General features: G+C 71.4%; 14 protein-coding genes and 1 tRNA gene. 5 read left to right on the top strand and 10 right to left on the bottom strand.

Annotated features, from left to right (window positions below):
- Positions 1-69: 69 nt before the first annotated feature.
- The 3 genes from DEW08_RS33270 to DEW08_RS18445 all read right to left on the bottom strand — a co-directional run bounded on the left by DEW08_RS33270 (position 70) and on the right by DEW08_RS18445 (position 3,286).
- Entirely contained in the window at positions 70-1,179 is a 1,110-nt protein-coding gene (locus DEW08_RS33270) for a GGDEF domain-containing protein (protein ID WP_109330031.1), read from the bottom strand.
- A 234-nt stretch (positions 1,180-1,413) separates the two neighbouring features.
- Positions 1,414-2,244, bottom strand: coding sequence for an alpha/beta fold hydrolase (locus DEW08_RS18440; protein WP_109330033.1), 831 nt, complete (start codon positions 2,242-2,244; stop codon positions 1,414-1,416).
- Positions 2,245-2,338: 94 nt separating this feature from the next.
- A complete protein-coding gene (locus DEW08_RS18445; protein WP_109330035.1) occupies positions 2,339-3,286 on the bottom strand; it encodes a DMT family transporter in 948 nt (315 codons plus the stop codon).
- A 351-nt stretch (positions 3,287-3,637) separates the two neighbouring features.
- Between DEW08_RS18445 and DEW08_RS18450 the strand changes: the two genes are divergently transcribed.
- Entirely contained in the window at positions 3,638-4,426 is a 789-nt protein-coding gene (locus DEW08_RS18450; protein ID WP_109330037.1) for a GntR family transcriptional regulator, read from the top strand.
- 65 nt (positions 4,427-4,491) lie between these two features.
- On the opposite strand, the gene kduI is transcribed toward DEW08_RS18450, so the two are convergent.
- Both kduI and DEW08_RS18460 read right to left on the bottom strand, forming a co-directional pair.
- Positions 4,492-5,328, bottom strand: a complete 837-nt coding sequence (gene kduI / locus DEW08_RS18455) for a 5-dehydro-4-deoxy-D-glucuronate isomerase (RefSeq protein ID WP_109330040.1) — start codon at positions 5,326-5,328, stop codon at positions 4,492-4,494.
- Positions 5,329-5,487: 159 nt separating this feature from the next.
- A complete protein-coding gene (locus DEW08_RS18460; protein WP_109330042.1) occupies positions 5,488-7,155 on the bottom strand; it encodes an isovaleryl-CoA dehydrogenase in 1,668 nt (555 codons plus the stop codon).
- A 205-nt stretch (positions 7,156-7,360) separates the two neighbouring features.
- Here DEW08_RS18460 and DEW08_RS18465 point away from each other — a divergent pair, with 205 nt between their 5' ends.
- The gene (locus DEW08_RS18465) at positions 7,361-8,608 is read left to right on the top strand and encodes an MFS transporter (RefSeq protein WP_109330044.1); all 1,248 of its coding nucleotides are present in this window, start codon (positions 7,361-7,363) and stop codon (positions 8,606-8,608) included.
- A gap of 27 nt (positions 8,609-8,635) precedes the next feature.
- On the opposite strand, the gene DEW08_RS18470 is transcribed toward DEW08_RS18465, so the two are convergent.
- On the bottom strand, positions 8,636-9,529 hold the full coding sequence (locus DEW08_RS18470; protein ID WP_109330046.1) for an alpha/beta fold hydrolase: 894 nt from the start codon (positions 9,527-9,529) through the stop codon (positions 8,636-8,638).
- Positions 9,526-10,101, bottom strand: coding sequence for a DUF2087 domain-containing protein (locus tag DEW08_RS18475; protein ID WP_109330048.1), 576 nt, complete (start codon positions 10,099-10,101; stop codon positions 9,526-9,528). The genes DEW08_RS18470 and DEW08_RS18475 overlap by 4 nt, the downstream gene beginning before the upstream one ends.
- Before the next feature lie 266 nt (positions 10,102-10,367).
- Here DEW08_RS18475 and DEW08_RS18480 point away from each other — a divergent pair, with 266 nt between their 5' ends.
- The gene (locus DEW08_RS18480; protein WP_109330050.1) at positions 10,368-11,483 is read left to right on the top strand and encodes a THUMP domain-containing class I SAM-dependent RNA methyltransferase; all 1,116 of its coding nucleotides are present in this window, start codon (positions 10,368-10,370) and stop codon (positions 11,481-11,483) included.
- An 18-nt stretch (positions 11,484-11,501) separates the two neighbouring features.
- On the opposite strand, the gene DEW08_RS18485 is transcribed toward DEW08_RS18480, so the two are convergent.
- Complete coding sequence (locus tag DEW08_RS18485; protein WP_211107262.1) at positions 11,502-12,878, bottom strand: cytochrome P450; 1,377 nt, start codon at positions 12,876-12,878, stop codon at positions 11,502-11,504.
- Positions 12,879-13,048: 170 nt separating this feature from the next.
- Between DEW08_RS18485 and DEW08_RS18490 the strand changes: the two genes are divergently transcribed.
- Positions 13,049-13,960, top strand: a complete 912-nt coding sequence (locus DEW08_RS18490) for a helix-turn-helix domain-containing protein (protein WP_211107263.1) — start codon at positions 13,049-13,051, stop codon at positions 13,958-13,960.
- 289 nt (positions 13,961-14,249) lie between these two features.
- Here DEW08_RS18490 and DEW08_RS18495 read toward each other — a convergent pair.
- A tRNA-Glu gene (locus DEW08_RS18495) sits at positions 14,250-14,325 on the bottom strand.
- A 190-nt stretch (positions 14,326-14,515) separates the two neighbouring features.
- Here DEW08_RS18495 and DEW08_RS31275 point away from each other — a divergent pair.
- Positions 14,516-14,680 carry a hypothetical protein gene (locus DEW08_RS31275; protein WP_168220422.1) on the top strand — a complete coding sequence of 55 codons (165 nt, stop codon included), beginning with the start codon at positions 14,516-14,518 and terminating at the stop codon, positions 14,678-14,680.
- An 89-nt stretch (positions 14,681-14,769) separates the two neighbouring features.
- On the opposite strand, the gene mce is transcribed toward DEW08_RS31275, so the two are convergent.
- Positions 14,770-15,174 carry a methylmalonyl-CoA epimerase gene (gene mce, locus DEW08_RS18500; protein WP_109330054.1) on the bottom strand — a complete coding sequence of 135 codons (405 nt, stop codon included), beginning with the start codon at positions 15,172-15,174 and terminating at the stop codon, positions 14,770-14,772.
- Positions 15,175-15,179 lie beyond the last annotated feature (5 nt).

A 15,179-nucleotide genomic window follows, 5' to 3' on the forward strand; every position in this document is an offset into this window, starting at 1 on the left:
CAAGTTGCGGCAACCTTGTCAATGGAGGAGGCGGGAAGTTGCCGGAACCGGATCGGCGCACAGCGCCTGTCAGCCGGGGCAGGGAGACAGGATCCCGCCGGAGCGGCACACCTGGTCCCGGCCGCCATTCTTCGCCCGGTACATGGCGGTATCGGCGGCCTTCACCATGTCGTCGGCGGTCGGACCATCCGGTCCCAGGGTCGCGACCCCGACGCTGACGGTCAGCCGGATCATCGCCCCGCCATAGGGAATCCGCAGGTCCCGCACGGCGTCGCACAGCCGCTCGGCAAGCTGGAAGGCCCCCGCCAGCGGTGCGTTGGGCAGCAGGATGGTGAACTCCTCGCCACCGAAGCGGGCGACGAGGTCGCTCTGGCGCACCCCCTCCTGCAGCACGCGGGCAAGCGTCACCAGCACCAGATCCCCGGCACCGTGCCCATGGCCGTCGTTGATGTCCTTGAAATGGTCGACGTCCAGCAGCAGCAGCGACAGCGGCGTGCCATGCCGCCGTGCCGCCGCGGCGGCCCGGCCGGCCGCCTCGAAGAAGGCCCGGCGGTTCGCCAGGCCGGTCAGCGGATCGGTCATGGCGGCCGTCCGCAAGGCCGCCTCGGCCTCCAGCCGCCGGGCCTCCCGCGCCAGCATGGTGCCGAGGAGGAGGATTCCCAGCACCGTGAAGGCGGAGACCGGCAGGCCGCCATGGAGGAAGATCGGCAGGGCCTGGTCCCAGGGCAGGACGAAGATGCCCACGGTGTTGACGGAGGCGGCGAGCGCCAGCAGCAGCAGGCCGGAAAGACTGAGCCGTTGCCGGTCGGGCAGGGAGCGGACGACCAGAAGCACCATGCCGCCGGCGATGGCGATCCCGGTCACGGCGGGAAGGACGCCGGCCCCGCCGACCAGCGTCCGGCCGGCGGCGACGATGGCGGCGGCGAGCAGGGTGGACAGCGTGCCGCCGAACGGAGCGGCCAGGGCGACAGGCACCACCTTGACGTCGAGGAACACACCCGGCGCGATCGGCACCGACCGCAGCATGGCGATCACCCCGCCGGCACCGAACAGCACCCCGATCAGGACCTGCCGCAGCAGGGCGCGGCCGGTCAGGCGCTGCCGGATGGTGCCGTAGCCGAGCGCAATGAGGGCGAGAAGCCCAACCCCGTCAGCGAGTGCCGTCAGAATGTTCGTCATGGTGCCCCGCAAGCGCCAGGCGCCAGAATAATACGGAAACCTTATTGAGGAGTTCATGGATGGAAGAGTTCGCCAGACATCCCTGCACCTTTGATTGATGGTCTCCATGGCGGACACATCACGCGGACGGGACAGCGGGCCGGTGACGCGCGGCACGGCATGATCCTTCTTCCGGGCGAACTCTTCGCTGTGCCGCCGCCAGTCTTTCGCCCGGCGGCGGCGCGCCGAGTCGCCTCAGCCCCTGCCGCCGAGAAAGTCGATCAGCAGCCGGTTGACGGTGTCGGCCTCCTCATGCTGGACCCAGTGGGTGGCCCGCGGCAGATGCACGACGCGGGCATCGTCGCACAGCGCCGCGGCCTCGTCGGCAAGGCTGCTGTCGAGGAAGGCGTCGCGGTCACCCCACAGGATCAGGGTCGGCACCGGAATGCCGACGGCCGGCGGTCGGGGATTGCGGCGCAGCGCCCGGTACCAGTTCAGCATGGCGGTCAGCGCTCCCGGCCGGCCCCAGGCCTCGCGATACCGCGCCAGTTCGTCCGCGGAGAAGGTGCCGCGGCGGCTGGTGGCGCAGAGCGCCCGCTCTGCCATGCGGAACCCGCCGGCCCGGATCAGCCGCTCCGGCAGGACCGGTAGCTGGAACAGGCCGACATACCAGCTCTTCAGAAGCTGTGCCGGGTGCCGGGCCATGTGCGGGCGCAGCGTGGCGGGGTGGGGCGCGTTCAGGACGACCAGCCGGTCGAGCCGGTAGGGATGCATCAGGCCGATCCACCAGGCGACGATGCCGCCCCAGTCATGTCCGACCAGATGGAATCTCTCCCACCCCTCGGCATCCGCCAGCCGCAGGATGTCGCCGGTGAGCTGCCCGATCCGGTAATCCGCGATCCGCTGCGGCTTGTCGCTGAGATTGTAGCCGCGCTGGTCGGGGGCCAGCACGCGGAACCCCGCCCCGGCCAGCGGTCCGATCTGGTTGCGCCAGCCGTGGCTGAACTCCGGAAAGCCATGCAGCAGGATCACCGGCGTCCCGTCCGCCGGTCCGGCCTTCAGCACATGCAGATGGATCGTCTTCATCTCCGCTCCCCCGGGGCAAGCCGCCTTGGCGACATGGCGCGCGCGGCGCCCTTGGCAAGGCGGAGCCCCGGCCGGAACGGGGCGGGCGGGGAGGCTATGCCCGGCGCCGCATCCGTTCGCGATGCGCGGTATAGAGGCCGCTGGCGGCGATGATGGCGGTGCCGACGAAGGTCCAGGCGTCGGGAATGGCGCTGAACACCAGATAGCCGAGCGAGGCCGACCAGATGAGCTGGACATAGGAGAAGGGGGCCAGCAGCGAGGCGCTGCCGAACCGGTAGGCGACCACCATCATGTACTGCCCGATGGTGGAGACGACGCCGATCCCCAGCCCCAGCAGCATCTCGAACCCGGTGGGCATCCGCATGTCGAAGGGCAGCAGGACGCTCAGCACCACGAAGCCGGTCAGCGACGTCCAGACCAGCGTCGTCGCCGTGTCCTCATGACCGCTCATCTTGCGGGTGATGACGATGCCGCAGGCCCAGCTCATCGCCGACAGGACGGGAAAGATCGCGGCGGGCTGGAAGGCCGCCCCGCCCGGCCGGGCGACGATCAGGACGCCCATCAACCCGACCAGCACGGCGATCCAGCGCCGGATCCCGACCCGCTCGCCCAGCAGCGGGATCGACAGGGCGGTGACGAAGGTCGGCGAGATGTAGCTGATCGCCGCCGCCTCGGCCATCGGCAGGCTGCGTACGGCGAAGATGAAGAACAGCGCCGACCCCAGCATGCCGAGCCCGCGCAGGATCTGCAGCACCGGCCGCTGCGTGCGGATCACCCTGGGCCCGCCGCCGAAGGCCATGGCGAGCGGCAGCACGATCACCGTGAAGACGGCGTAGCGCATCCAGCCGATCTCGATCGACGGCAGGGTCTGGTTCAGGTACTTCGCCATCGCGTCCGAACAGGAAAAGAACGCGACCGCCAGGACGACCATGAGGATGCCGCGGACCGGGTCGTCGCGCCGGGGCGCCGGAATGGACGCGGCTTCGGCCGCGGCCTCCACCGGCGGGGTGGGGGCGGGCTCGCTGGGACGATGATCTGGCATGGCGTGGGATCGACCGGAAAACGGGAAAGGGCAGGAACGCCGCAAGTGCCGGAAAGCTGCAGGCACCGAAGGAAAGTGGGCCACTGGAGGGGGGATTCCAGTGGCCCGAAGTTCATAGAGGAACGCAACACAGCAGACGAGACCCGATCCACGAAATCCCGTCATGACTGAACCGCTTATCACAATACTAGTATATCAATCCGCAGGCAAGCGCTTTCCTCGCTCCGTCCGGCGGGATGGGAAGGAGGTGCGGCGAAACGTGGCAGGAGGGGTGTAGCCGGGCACGCGTTTGACGCGCGGCGCCGCGCGCGGCTATATAGCAGCAAACAACAATCTGCCGGCCCAGCCTTCATGCCGCCGGCCTGCCGAGCGGGAGCGGTGTTGACGAAGATCGTGGACATTGGATCGGCCGATGGCAAGACAGCACGCACGGCCCGTCCGCGCGGCCGGCAGGCGGCGAAGCCGGCCGCCCGCCCCGCCCGGCGCGGCGCGACGGCGGCTGCCAGCATCTACCGCGACCTGCGCACCGAAATCCTGTCGCTGCAGCGCAAGCCGGGCGAGGCGATCGTCGAGAAGCAGATTGCCGAGTCCTACGGCGTCAGCCGCACGCCGGTGCGCGAGGCGGTGCTGAAGCTGGCCGACGAAGGGCTGATCGAGATTTTCCCGCAGTCGGGGACCATCGTCTCGCGCATCCCGGTCGCCACCCTGCCGGAGGCGATCGCCATCCGGCGCGTCCTGGAGGAGGCGACCGTCCGCTATGCCGCCGAACGCGCCACCCGCAGCCAGATCGCCCGGCTGCGCGCCTGCCTGGAGGAGCAGCGCGAGCGCGAGACCGCCGGCGACCGCGAGGGTTTCCATCAGGCGGACGAGGCGTTCCATGCCCTGCTGGCCGAGGTCTCGGGGTATCCCGGCTTCTGGCCGGTGATCCAGCAGGTGAAGGTACAGGTGGACCGGTTCCGCCGGCTGACCCTGCCGGTCCCCGGCCGGATGGGCAAGGTGGTGCTGGAGCACGAGGCGATCGTGGAGGCCGTCGCCGCCCACGATCCGGAGGAGGCGGCCAGGGCGCTGAACATCCATCTGGACGACCTGCAGACCGCCATCGTCGATGCGCAGGAAGCCAACCCGCTCTATTTCTCGTAACCTGCCGCGGAAGGTGGGCGCTTGAACGGTCCTGCCCAAGCGCTCCCCCTGATCAGCGCAGGTGATCAGCGCAGCGTTTCCATCGCCACCCAGTCCATGTCCGTATAATCGACGTTGTCGCCGCCCATGCCCCAGATGAAGGCATAGTTGCTGGTGCCGACGCCGGAATGGATCGACCAGCTCGGCGAGATCACCGTCTGCTCGTTCTTCACCACGAGGTGCCGGGTCTCGGTCGGTTCGCCCAGCAGATGGAAGACGCGGGCGTCCTCCGCCAGGTCGAAGTAGAAGTAGACCTCGCAGCGGCGGCCATGGGTGTGGGCCGGCATGGTGTTCCACATGCTGCCCGGCTCGAGCTGGGTCAGCCCCATGACGAGCTGGCAGGTATCGCAGATGCCCGGCAGGATGTACTGGTTGATGACGCGCTTGTTCGACTTGGCGGCGTCGCCGACCGCCATGGTCTTCGCCTGGGCGGCGGTGATCAGGCGCGTCTCGCAGCGGGCATGGGCCGGCGTGCTCATGACGTAGAAGCGCGCGGGATTGGCCGGATCGACGCTCTCGAACCGGACGTCGGCGGTGTCCTTGCCGATGTAGATGGCGTCGCGGTTGGCAAGCTCGAACACGGCGCCATCGGCCACCACGCGGCCGGGGCCGCCGATGTTGAAGGCCCCCAGCTCGCGCCGCGCCAGGAAGGTGGGAGAGCCGATCTCCTTCGGGGCGGTCAGCGCCACGCTCCCGGTCGTCGGAAGGACGCCGCCGACCACCACGCGGTCGATCGTGCTGTAGGTCAGCAGGATCCCGTTCGGCTCGAACAGGCTCTCCATCAGGAAGTGACGGCGCAGCGTCTCGGTGTCGTAGCGCTTCGCATCCTCGGGATGCGTGGCGTAGCGGAGGTCGATCTTCATGGCTTCTCCCGGATGGCTCGGCTGCAGCCGCCGAGGCCGGCCTGTCCGCGACCGGAGGGCCGCAAGGGGGCCTGGGCGGGATGCACCGTACAGCTGGCAATCTACTAGTATATCAATTAAGCCCGGCCAAAGGAAACCCCCGCTGCGGACATATCCCCCTCAGCCCGGCGCGCCGGCACGCTCCAGGATGGCGTCCGTGTCGGTTCCCGGCGGCAGCGTGCCGAACAGGTGGCCCCAGTCGCCGCCCAGCCGGCTGGCGCAGAAGGCGTCCGCCACCGCCGGCGGGGCATGGCGCAGCAGCAGCCCGGCCTGGAGCGCCAGCGCCAGCCGCTCGACCAGCCGCCGGGCCTGCGGAACCAGCGCGGCGGGATCCGTCAGCATCGACCGGATCCCCGCCACCCAGCCGTCGAGACGGGCATCCATCCCCCGGGTAGCCGCCAGCTCGGTCTCCAGCGCGGCGAGTGCCGCCGGCTCGCGGTCCAGCGTGCGCAGGACGTCCAGCGCGATCACGTTGCCCGACCCCTCCCAGATCGCGTTCAGCGGCGCCTCGCGGTAGAGGCGGGGCATGATGCCGTCCTCGACGTAGCCGTTCCCGCCATGGCACTCCAGCGCCTCGTAGACGAGGGCGGGGCAACGCTTGGCGACCCAGTATTTCATGATGGCGACGGCCAGCCGCGCGAAGGCGCGGGCGGCCGGGTCCGCCTCCCCCGCGTCGAAGGCGCGGGCGACCCGCAGCACCAGCGCGACGGCCGCCTCGCTCTCCAGCGCCAGATCGGCCAGAACCGGACGCATCAGCGGCTGACGGATCAGCAGGTCGCCGAAGGCGGACCGGTGGCCGGCGTGGTGGAGCGCCCGCGACAGCGCCGCGCGCATCAGACCGGCGGCGGCATAGCCGCAGTCGAGCCGCGTGTGATGCACCATCTCGATGATGCCGGCGACGCCGCGCCCCTCCTCCCCGATCATCACCGCCTCGGCGCCGTCGTAGTCGATCTCGGCGGAGGCGTTGGAGCGGTTGCCCAGCTTGTCCTTCAGCCGCTGGATGCGGATGGCGTTGCGCGTGCCGTCCGGCAGCCAGCGCGGCACCAGGAAGCAGGACAGCCCGCCGCCGGTCCGGGCCAGCGTCAGGAAAGCGTCGGACATCGGGGCGGAGCAGAACCATTTGTGCCCGGTCAGCCGGTAGGGGCGTCCGGCGCCACCGCCGTCCAGCGGGTGGGCGACGGTCGTGTTGGCCCGCACGTCGGAGCCGCCCTGCTTCTCGGTCATCGCCATGCCGATGGTGGCGCCGGTCTTCTCGACCGCCGGGATGAAGCGGGGGTCGTAGCGGTCGGACAGCAGGCGCGGCAGCCACTCCGCCGCCAGTTCCGGCTGGCGTTTCAGCGCCGGCACCGCCGCGTAGGTCATGGCGACCGGACAGAGTACGCCAGCCTCCGCCTGGGTCATCAGATACCCCATCGCGGCATGCGCGACATGGCCGCCCGGACGGCCCGCGGTCCAGGCGATGGCCTGGATGCGGTGGCGGAAGGCGGTCTCCATCAGGCTGTGGTAGGCGGGATGGAACTCGACCTCGTCGATCCGCCGGCCATAGCGGTCGAAGGGACGGAACTCCGGCGGATGGCGGTTGGCCTGCTCGCCCCACTCCATCACCCCGGCGCTGCCCGCCTCGGCACCGAGGGATGCCAGCGCCTCCTCCGCCCAGCCGGCCCCCTCGCGCCGCACCGCCTCGCGCAGCGCGGTATCGGTCCGCCAGAGGTCGCAGGGCGCATAGTCCGGTGGCTGGTTGGTGACCGTGTGGGTCGCCAGCGTCTCGCTCGGTGCGCGATGGGCCATGGCCGTCCTCTCCTGATTGTTTGACATCCTGGCATTATGCGCCGCGGCCGCGCGCCGGCGAAGGGGAGGGGAGCGGCGCGAGCCGGCTCCATCGGGGGTGCCGCCGATTGGGTGCCGGCCCACTTCGCGATAGTCTTGACCGACCGGAGCCTGCATGCCCCATCTCAGGCACGAGCACCCCTCCGCCGGGAACGAGGCGCCCTTGATGGACAGAGCCCTGGCCGCCGTGCTGGCCGCCGTCACGCTGGATGCGATCGGGATCGGCATCGCCATGCCGGTCCTGCCCGGCCTGCTGCGGGACCTGACGGGCCGGGCGGACGTCGCCACCCTCTATGGGCTGCTGCTCGCCACCTACGGCGCCATGCAGTTCCTCTTCGCCCCGCTGCTGGGATCGCTGAGCGACCGCTTCGGACGCCGGCCGGTGCTGCTGGTCTCATTGGCCGGGGCGGCGGCCGATTATCTGGTGATTACGGTCGCCCCGGCCCTGTGGGTCCTGCTGCTGGGCCGGATCCTGTCCGGCATCACGGGGGCCAGCGCCACGGTCGCCGCCGCCGCCATCGCCGACACCACGCAGGAGTCGGAGCGGGCCGGACGCTACGGACTGATGAGCGCCTGTTTCGGGCTGGGCATCATCGCCGGGCCTCTTCTCGGCGGCCTGCTGGGAGCCGTGTCGCTGCGCGCCCCCTTCCTGCTGGCGGCCCTGCTGCACGGGCTGGGCTTCCTGCTGGTCTGGGCCGTTCTTCCCGAAACGCGCCGCAGGCCGGCGGGCGCAGCGCCGGCCGCCGCCGTCCGGCTGCTGCCGTCGCTGCCGCGGCTCGGCGGCCGGGCGGGACTGGGCCGTCTGGTGGCGGTCTTCGTCGCACTGCAACTGGTGGGGCAGATCCCCGCGGCGCTCTGGACGATCTACAGCATCGACCGCTTCGGCTGGAGCGCGGGTATGGTGGGGGTCTCGCTGGCGGTCTACGGCCTGCTGCACCTGCTGTCCCAGGCGATGTTGACGGGGCCGGTGACGCGCCGCCTGGGGGAGCGTGGGGCCCTTCTCCTCGGCATGGGGACGGAGGTGCTGGCCTATGGGCTGGTCGCGCTGGCGGCGAGCGGCTGGATGGTCTTCGCCCTCACGCCGCTGCTCGCCTTCGGCGCCATCGCGGGGCCGGCCCTGCGGGCGCTGACCTCCTTCCGGGTGGGGGAGGACGGGCAGGGCGAATTGCAGGGCACCCTGACCGGGCTCGCCAGCCTCGCCGGCGTCGCCGGGCCGGTCGCCGCCACCGCCCTCTATGCGGCGACCGCGGAGCACTGGATCGGCACGGTCTGGCTGGCCGGGGCGGTTCTCTACCTGCTGGCCTGCCTGCTGGTCCCGCCGGAGCGGGCGGCGCGGGGCGCCGGCGCTCCGGTTGGAAATTTCCACCCCGCCGGCCGGCCGCGGGCCGATGGCGGCCCGGACCGTCGCGGATAGGGCCGCCGTCGGCTGCGGACGCGTTCCTCAGAGGCCGGCGAGGAATCCGGCGACGCGACGCGCGATCCGCTCGCGATGGGTGAAGAGGACGGTATGGCCACCGCCGTCGATCTCCATCAGCGCCGCCCGGGGCAGGGTCGCGGCCAGGCGCCGGGCACCGTCGACCGGCACCACCGGGTCCGCCGTGCCGTGCACCGAGAGGACGGGGCAGGCGATGCTGCGCAGCGGGTAGTCGATGGCCCGCCGGCTCTGCGCGATGTCGTTGCGCGTACCCGGCATGCGCCGGTCCAGCCCCTCCGCCATGCCCAGCATCAGGGCGAGGTGGAGCGGGCCGGCCACGGGATCGGCCAGCGTCCGCCGCCGCAGCTCGGGGTCCGGCACCGACCGGCTGGCCGCGGCCTCGGGGTCGGCCGCCACCTTCCGGCGCATCGCCCTGGTCAGCGGCGGACAGTGGGCCGCCAGCCGCATCAGGTGGAAGCGCAGCGGAATGCGCGTGCGCAGCCGCTCGCTGCAGGCCGAGACCAGGACCAGGGCCCGGCAACGGTGCGGATGGCGCAGCGCGAACTGGAGCGCGTTGAGCCCGCCGCCCGACACCGCCATCACCACCGCCTGCGCGATGCCCAGCGCGTCGAGCAGGGCGGCGAAGCCGTCCGCCTGCTCCTCCGGCGTCCGCCCCACGGCGAGCGGCGTTCCGAGATAGCCGGGGCGGGACACGGCGACGAGGCGATGCCCCGGCGGCGCCGCGGCGCGGGCCAGGATCATCGACTGGTCCCAGCCGCCGACCGCGCCGTGAAGCGCCAGGATGGCAGGACCGTCGCCCTCCACCGCACACTCGACCGGACCGGCCGCGGTGTGGACAAGGGTCGGGCGCACGCCGCGGAGAAGGTTCTCCGCCGCGCTCGTCAGGTCGGGAGTGGTCATGGCGCGCTCCGCTCCGCTGCGGTGGCGGCAGGCAGGCGCGGCTTCAGGTGACGGATGAGCGCGAGCGCCTCCTCGGGCGGTCTGCGCTCCACCCGGCGGTACTCCCGCCCGTCCGGCGTCCGCGACAGCAGGCCCTGGTCGCACATCTCGCGGCGCAGCAGGGCATGGTCGCCGAAGCGGTGGTTGTCGCGCAGAACGCGGTTCACCTGCTCTTCGGTCAGCACATGGTCGGCGGGCAACCGCGACCACAGCACCCACAGGCAGGTCTGCTGGTCGCCGAACTTCGCCGGCCAGCGCGCGAGGCGCCCGGCCTCGTCGAAGCAGCGGGCGACCTTCACCACCCTGACATGGTCCACCGCCGGGGCCGGCGCGGCAGCCTCCTGCGCCAGATGCTCCTGTGCGGCGGCCTGGGCGCGGAAATGCTGGAAGTTCCGGAACCCCGTGGCTTTCGCCAGGATGTTCAGCAGTTCGACATGGCCGGGCGGGTCCTCCCGTCCGGCAAGATGCGCCCGCAATGATCGCGCAAGCGCGGAGATATCGCCCGCGCTGTACGGCAGCGGCGTCCTGGACATGATCCGATCCTCACAACGCGCCAACCCGGTCAGGGATTGCCGGTGGTCGCCGACTTCCGACGCGGCACGTGCAAGAGGTGTCGGTCGAGGGTACGATGGGCAGGTTTAGCTCCCCGGCGAGGGGCGGCGACGCCTTGGTGAACTGCCGACCGGGGCTGACTTTACCGTGTCCCGGCCCGCCGGACAATACGGGACCTCGGGCGCGCGAACCGGCGGCCGGCGAGAAAGATGTCGCTGCGGACCGGCCGGCGCGATATGTAGGCGGGATGACCAAGGACGGCGATTTCGAGATCTTCATCGTGGCCGCCCCCGGGCTGGAACCCGTGCTGTGCGCCGAGGTCCAGGCGAGGGGCTTCACCGACCCCACCCCCGTCAAGGGCGGCGTGACGGTCCGGGGCGGCTGGCCGGAGGTCTGGCGGGCGAACCTGGAGCTGCGCGGCGCCACCCGCGTGCTGGTGCGCATCGCCTCCTTCCGGGCGCTGCACCTCGCCCAGCTCGACAAGCGGGCGCGCAAGGTGGCGTGGGGCGAGGTGCTGCGTCCCGACCTGCCGGTCCGCGTCGAGGCGACCTGCAAGGCGTCGCGCATCTACCACGCCGGGGCGGCGGCCCAGCGCATCGAGCGGGCGATCCGCGAGGAGCTGGGCGCCCCGGTCTCGGACGACGCCGCGGTCAGCATCAAGGCGCGCATCGACGACGACCTCTGCACCATCAGCGTCGACAGCTCCGGAGAGTCGCTGCACAAGCGCAACCACAAGGAAGCCGTCAACAAGGCCCCGATGCGGGAGACGCTGGCCTCCCTCTTCCTGCGGCACTGCGGTTATGACGGCCGGGAGCCGGTGGTCGATCCGATGTGCGGCTCCGGCACCTTCGTCATCGAGGCGGCGGAGATCGCGGCCGGCCTGCATCCGGGCCGCTCGCGCCACTTCGCGTTCGAGCAGCTCGCGACCTTCGACGCGGCGGCGTGGCAGCGGCTGCGCACCGGCGGAGACGGCACGGTTCCGTCCGTGCGCTTTTACGGCAGCGACCGCGACGCCGGCGCCGTCGCCATGAGCCGGGCCAACGCAGAGCGCGCCGGCGTCGCCGGCTGGACCGATTTCCGGCAGCATGCGATCAGCGACCTCGTCCCGCCGGACGGGCCGCCGGGCCTGGTGATCGTCAATCCACCCTACGGCAGCCGGATCGGCGACAGGAAGCCGCTCTTCGCCCTCTATGGCGCGCTCGGCCAGACCCTGCTGTCCCGTTTCGGCGGCTGGCGGGTCGGTCTGGTGACGAACGAGGAGTCGCTGGCGAAGGCGACCGGCCTGCCGTTCGAGCCGCCGGGACCGCCGGTGTCGCACGGCGGCATCCGCGTGACGCTGTACCGGACCGCACCGCTGCCGTAGCGGAGCGGCCCGGGACGTTCAGTCCCCTGTGGGAACCGGCGACAGCGCCAGGTGCAGCGGGCGGTCCGGGCGGAGCGAGAGCGCCATCACCGGCCGCGGCGGCGCCATGCCCGCGGGCACCGACAGCACGACGCGCTGCAGCACCATCGCCGCGATCACCGTCATCTCGGCCATCGCCAGATGCTGTCCCAGGCAGATGCGGGGACCGGCGCCGAACGGCAGGTAGGCGCCGCGCGGGACGGCCGGCGCGCCGGGGGCGAAGCGCTCCGGCCGGAAGGCCAGCGGCTCGGGGAACCAGCGCGGGTCGTGCTGGATCGCCTGCACCGGCACGAGGACCATCGTGCGCGCCGGCAGGTGCCAGGGCCCGAGCGTGATCGGCCGGGTGATCCGGCGGCTGTTCAGCACGGGAGCCGCCGGATAGAGGCGCATCGTCTCCTTGAGGGTCTGCGTCACGAGGCGCAGGGCCGGCAGGTCGTCCGCCGCCGGCGGCCGTCCGCCCAGCACCCGCCGGACCTCCTCGCGGGCATCCGCCTGCGCCGCCGGGTTCGCGGCCATGCACCATGCCCACCAGGCGAGGGTCGCCGCGGCCGTCTCGTGCCCGGCGAGGATGATCGTCATGCACTCGTCGCCCACCGTCCGCAGCGGCCAGGACGCCGCATCGTCCCGGTGCAGGCGCAGCAGGCGGGTCAGCAGGTCGTCCGGCCAGTCCTCCGCCGCCAGCCGCAGCCTCGCCCCGACATGGCGGTCCACCATCCCCCGCAGCATCGCCAGGGACCGCCGCTTCGTCCGCTTCCAGGGCATCCGGTCGGGCCAGCTCGCCGGCCAGTACAGCTCGGCGTTCGCCGCCCGCAGAAGGGTGGGGACAGCGTCCGCCGCCAGGCGGGCGTCGTCGCCGGCCGTACCGGAAAAGACCATGCGAAGGATCACCTCCATGGTCACCGCGGTGAAGGCGCTCTCGACCGCGACGCTCGCCCCGCCGGCCGGCCAGCCGGCAAGCGCCTGCGCCGCCGCCGCCGCCGCCGCCATCGCCGGCACGAAGGCCTGCACCGCCCCGGGCTGGAAGGCCGGCTGCAGGGCATGCCGCCGGACGCGCCAGCTCTCGCCCTCGGCGGTGAAGACGCTGCGCCCCTGCAGGCCGGTGAAGACGCGCATGCCGCGCTCCCAACGGATCAGCGCGTCGTGATGGCCGACCAGAAGCTCGCGCACCAGCGCGGGATCCGTGACGACGACCTGATGCTCCGGCCAGATGCGCAGATGCACGACGTCGCCGAACTCCCGCTTCCATGCGGCGAGCGTGCCGGGGAGGTCGCGCGACATCCGCTTCAGCAGGCCCCAGCCGGTGAGGCCGGAGCGGGGACCCGGCGGCCAGGCGCCGGGCGGGTGGGGTGCCCTCACGGGAGACGGCGCGTCCGCATGAAACGGGCAGGTGGGGGAGGGGGAGGACGGGATCATGGGCCGGAATGTCCACCGTTCCGCGCCCGCCCGTCTTGAACGCAACCGACATCGACGCGGGCCTTCGCCGCCGCTTATCCTGCTCCGCGATGCCGACCGAGCAAGCGACCCGATTGCCGACCTGCCCCGACCCGCTGGCCCGTGCACCGCGCGTCGGCGGTGCCGCCGCCGACCGGGCGCGGCTTCACCTCGCCCCGCTCGCCCTGCAGGGTGCGGTGGCGGCGATCGTCTGCCGCGACACCCGGGGCATGGCGTTGGGGGATGCCCAGCGCCTGTCGCATTTTCCCGCCTCCCCCCTGGTATGCCTTTCCTGGTTCCAGGGTATGGAGGCCGGGCTGGTGGAGCCCGGCACCGGGCGAGGTCGGTGGCGGCCGTTCGGCGCGGCGGTCATGCTCTCCGGCAGCCAGTCCCGGCCGACGGTGAGCTGGGCCCCGACCACCGGGCGCGCCGGCGTGCTGTGCCTGCCGGCGGACAGCGCACGGGCCCTGTTCGGCATCGACCCCGGCGCCATCCACGACCGGTTCCTGCCTGCGCCGCAGGTGCTGGGCGACACGTGGCGGCCATTGCTGGAGGCGCTGGTCGACTCCCCCGACGACGCGGCGGCGCTGGCGGTTCTGGAGCGCCATCTCGCCCGGCGCTGGCGGCAGATCCAGGACCGCGGCCCGGCCTTTCCGTCGCTGCGCCGGCTCGGCCGTCATTGGGTCGAGCGGCTCGCCTGGCAGGCCCACCAGTGGCAGCGGACCCGCAGCCCGCGGCAGGTCGAGCGGCGCATCATGGCCCACAGCGGCCGCTCGCTGCGGCAGTGGCAGTCGCTTGTCCGGACGGAAGGCGCGTTCTTCGCCGCGCGGGAGCGGTACGAGGCCGGCCAGCCGTTCGACTGGGCGGAACTGGCGCTGGACGAGGGCTTCGCCGATCAAGCGCACCTGTGCCGCGCGGTCAAGCGCATCACCGGCTTCCCGCCGACCGAGTTCGCCCGCCGCTATGCCGAGGATGAGTCCTTCTGGCTCTACAGGGTTTGGGTGTGACGGCGCCGGCCGGATCGCTCCGGCCCTTTGGACGGTACCGGACTATTCTGGCACGAATCGGGGACGCTCTCCGGGAGGCCGTTCGCCAGGACATCGACGCTATCACGCCGACCGAGTGCGTGAACGTCTTCCCGGCCGCCGGATATGACCGTGATTGAGAGGAAATCGGCCCAACCGCCCATGAAATCCGCTCGTCCCATTCGATGAACGGTCGCCTCTTATGCGGCCAGTCCATCCTGCGAGCGACGATTTGCAACGCGTTGAGCCGTATCAACGGCTTGCGTCGAGATGGCGTCCCCTAGGGGATTCGAACCCCTGTTACCGCCGTGAGAGGGCGATGTCCTAGGCCTCTAGACGAAGGGGACGTCGTTGGGCGTGGGCGCGTTGTTTAGCCGAAGTGGTGATGCTGCGCAAGGAGAAGATTGCAGCCGTCGCAGAAAAACTTCGCTGGAGTACCCACAATGCGCAGAAGGGCAGGGCAGCGGCCTTCAAGCCTCGTTAACCACTGGACCGCGATCATCGGGGCATGGCTTCACCTCAGTCCGGCAGGTCAGCATGTCCAGCGAAAGCGCCACCTTCGACGCCGCATCCTTCCAGCCGCTGCCGGAGGCCGAGCCGACCGTCCGGCCCATGGGACCGCTGCCGCGCGCCATCGTCTGGGCCGTGCTGATCGGCGGGCCGTGGGTGGCCATCGTCCAGATCGTCCGCATGGTGTTTTGAGCGGATTCGTTCCGCAGACATGCATCCGGGCGCGGAGTTGCCTCCGCGCCCGGCGTGCGCTTCCTCTACCGATAGCAGGGCCGGAGTCGTTAAACCTGCTCCAGCTCAACCAGCGTGCCGCAGAAATCCTTCGGATGAAGGAACAGCACGGGCTTGTTGTGGGCGCCGATCTTCGGCTCCCCGTCGCCCAGCACGCGGGCTCCCTCGGCCTTCAGCTTGTCGCGAGCGGCCAGAATGTCCTCGACCTCGTAGCAGATGTGGTGGATGCCGCCCGACGGGTTCTTCTCCAGGAACGCCGCGACCGGCGACTTCTCCCCCAGGGGATGCAGCAGCTCCACCTTGGTGTTGGGCAGCGTGACGAAGACCACCGTCACGCCGTGGGCGGGAATGTCCACCGGATCCGACACGCTGGCGCCCAGCGTGTCGCGGTAGAGCGCCGTCGCGGCCGGCAGATCCGGCACGACGATGGCGACATGGTTCAGCCGTCCGATCATCGGCG

Source organism: Azospirillum thermophilum, from assembly GCF_003130795.1.
Classification (GTDB): domain Bacteria; phylum Pseudomonadota; class Alphaproteobacteria; order Azospirillales; family Azospirillaceae; genus Azospirillum; species Azospirillum thermophilum.

Bases quoted from the DNA above. Each gene is read 5' to 3' on its own strand.
- DEW08_RS33270 (WP_109330031.1), bottom strand. From the start codon at position 1,179: ATGACGAACATTCTGACGGCACTCGCTGACGGGGTTGGGCTTCTCGCC.
- DEW08_RS18440 (WP_109330033.1), bottom strand. From the start codon at position 2,244: ATGAAGACGATCCATCTGCATGTGCTGAAGGCCGGACCGGCGGACGGG.
- DEW08_RS18445 (WP_109330035.1), bottom strand. From the start codon at position 3,286: ATGCCAGATCATCGTCCCAGCGAGCCCGCCCCCACCCCGCCGGTGGAG.
- DEW08_RS18450 (WP_109330037.1), top strand. From the start codon at position 3,638: ATGCCGCCGGCCTGCCGAGCGGGAGCGGTGTTGACGAAGATCGTGGAC.
- kduI (WP_109330040.1), bottom strand. From the start codon at position 5,328: ATGAAGATCGACCTCCGCTACGCCACGCATCCCGAGGATGCGAAGCGC.
- DEW08_RS18460 (WP_109330042.1), bottom strand. From the start codon at position 7,155: ATGGCCCATCGCGCACCGAGCGAGACGCTGGCGACCCACACGGTCACC.
- DEW08_RS18465 (WP_109330044.1), top strand. From the start codon at position 7,361: ATGGACAGAGCCCTGGCCGCCGTGCTGGCCGCCGTCACGCTGGATGCG.
- DEW08_RS18470 (WP_109330046.1), bottom strand. From the start codon at position 9,529: ATGACCACTCCCGACCTGACGAGCGCGGCGGAGAACCTTCTCCGCGGC.
- DEW08_RS18475 (WP_109330048.1), bottom strand. From the start codon at position 10,101: ATGTCCAGGACGCCGCTGCCGTACAGCGCGGGCGATATCTCCGCGCTT.
- DEW08_RS18480 (WP_109330050.1), top strand. From the start codon at position 10,368: ATGACCAAGGACGGCGATTTCGAGATCTTCATCGTGGCCGCCCCCGGG.
- DEW08_RS31275 (WP_168220422.1), top strand. From the start codon at position 14,516: ATGTCCAGCGAAAGCGCCACCTTCGACGCCGCATCCTTCCAGCCGCTG.
- mce (WP_109330054.1), bottom strand. From the start codon at position 15,174: ATGATCGGACGGCTGAACCATGTCGCCATCGTCGTGCCGGATCTGCCG.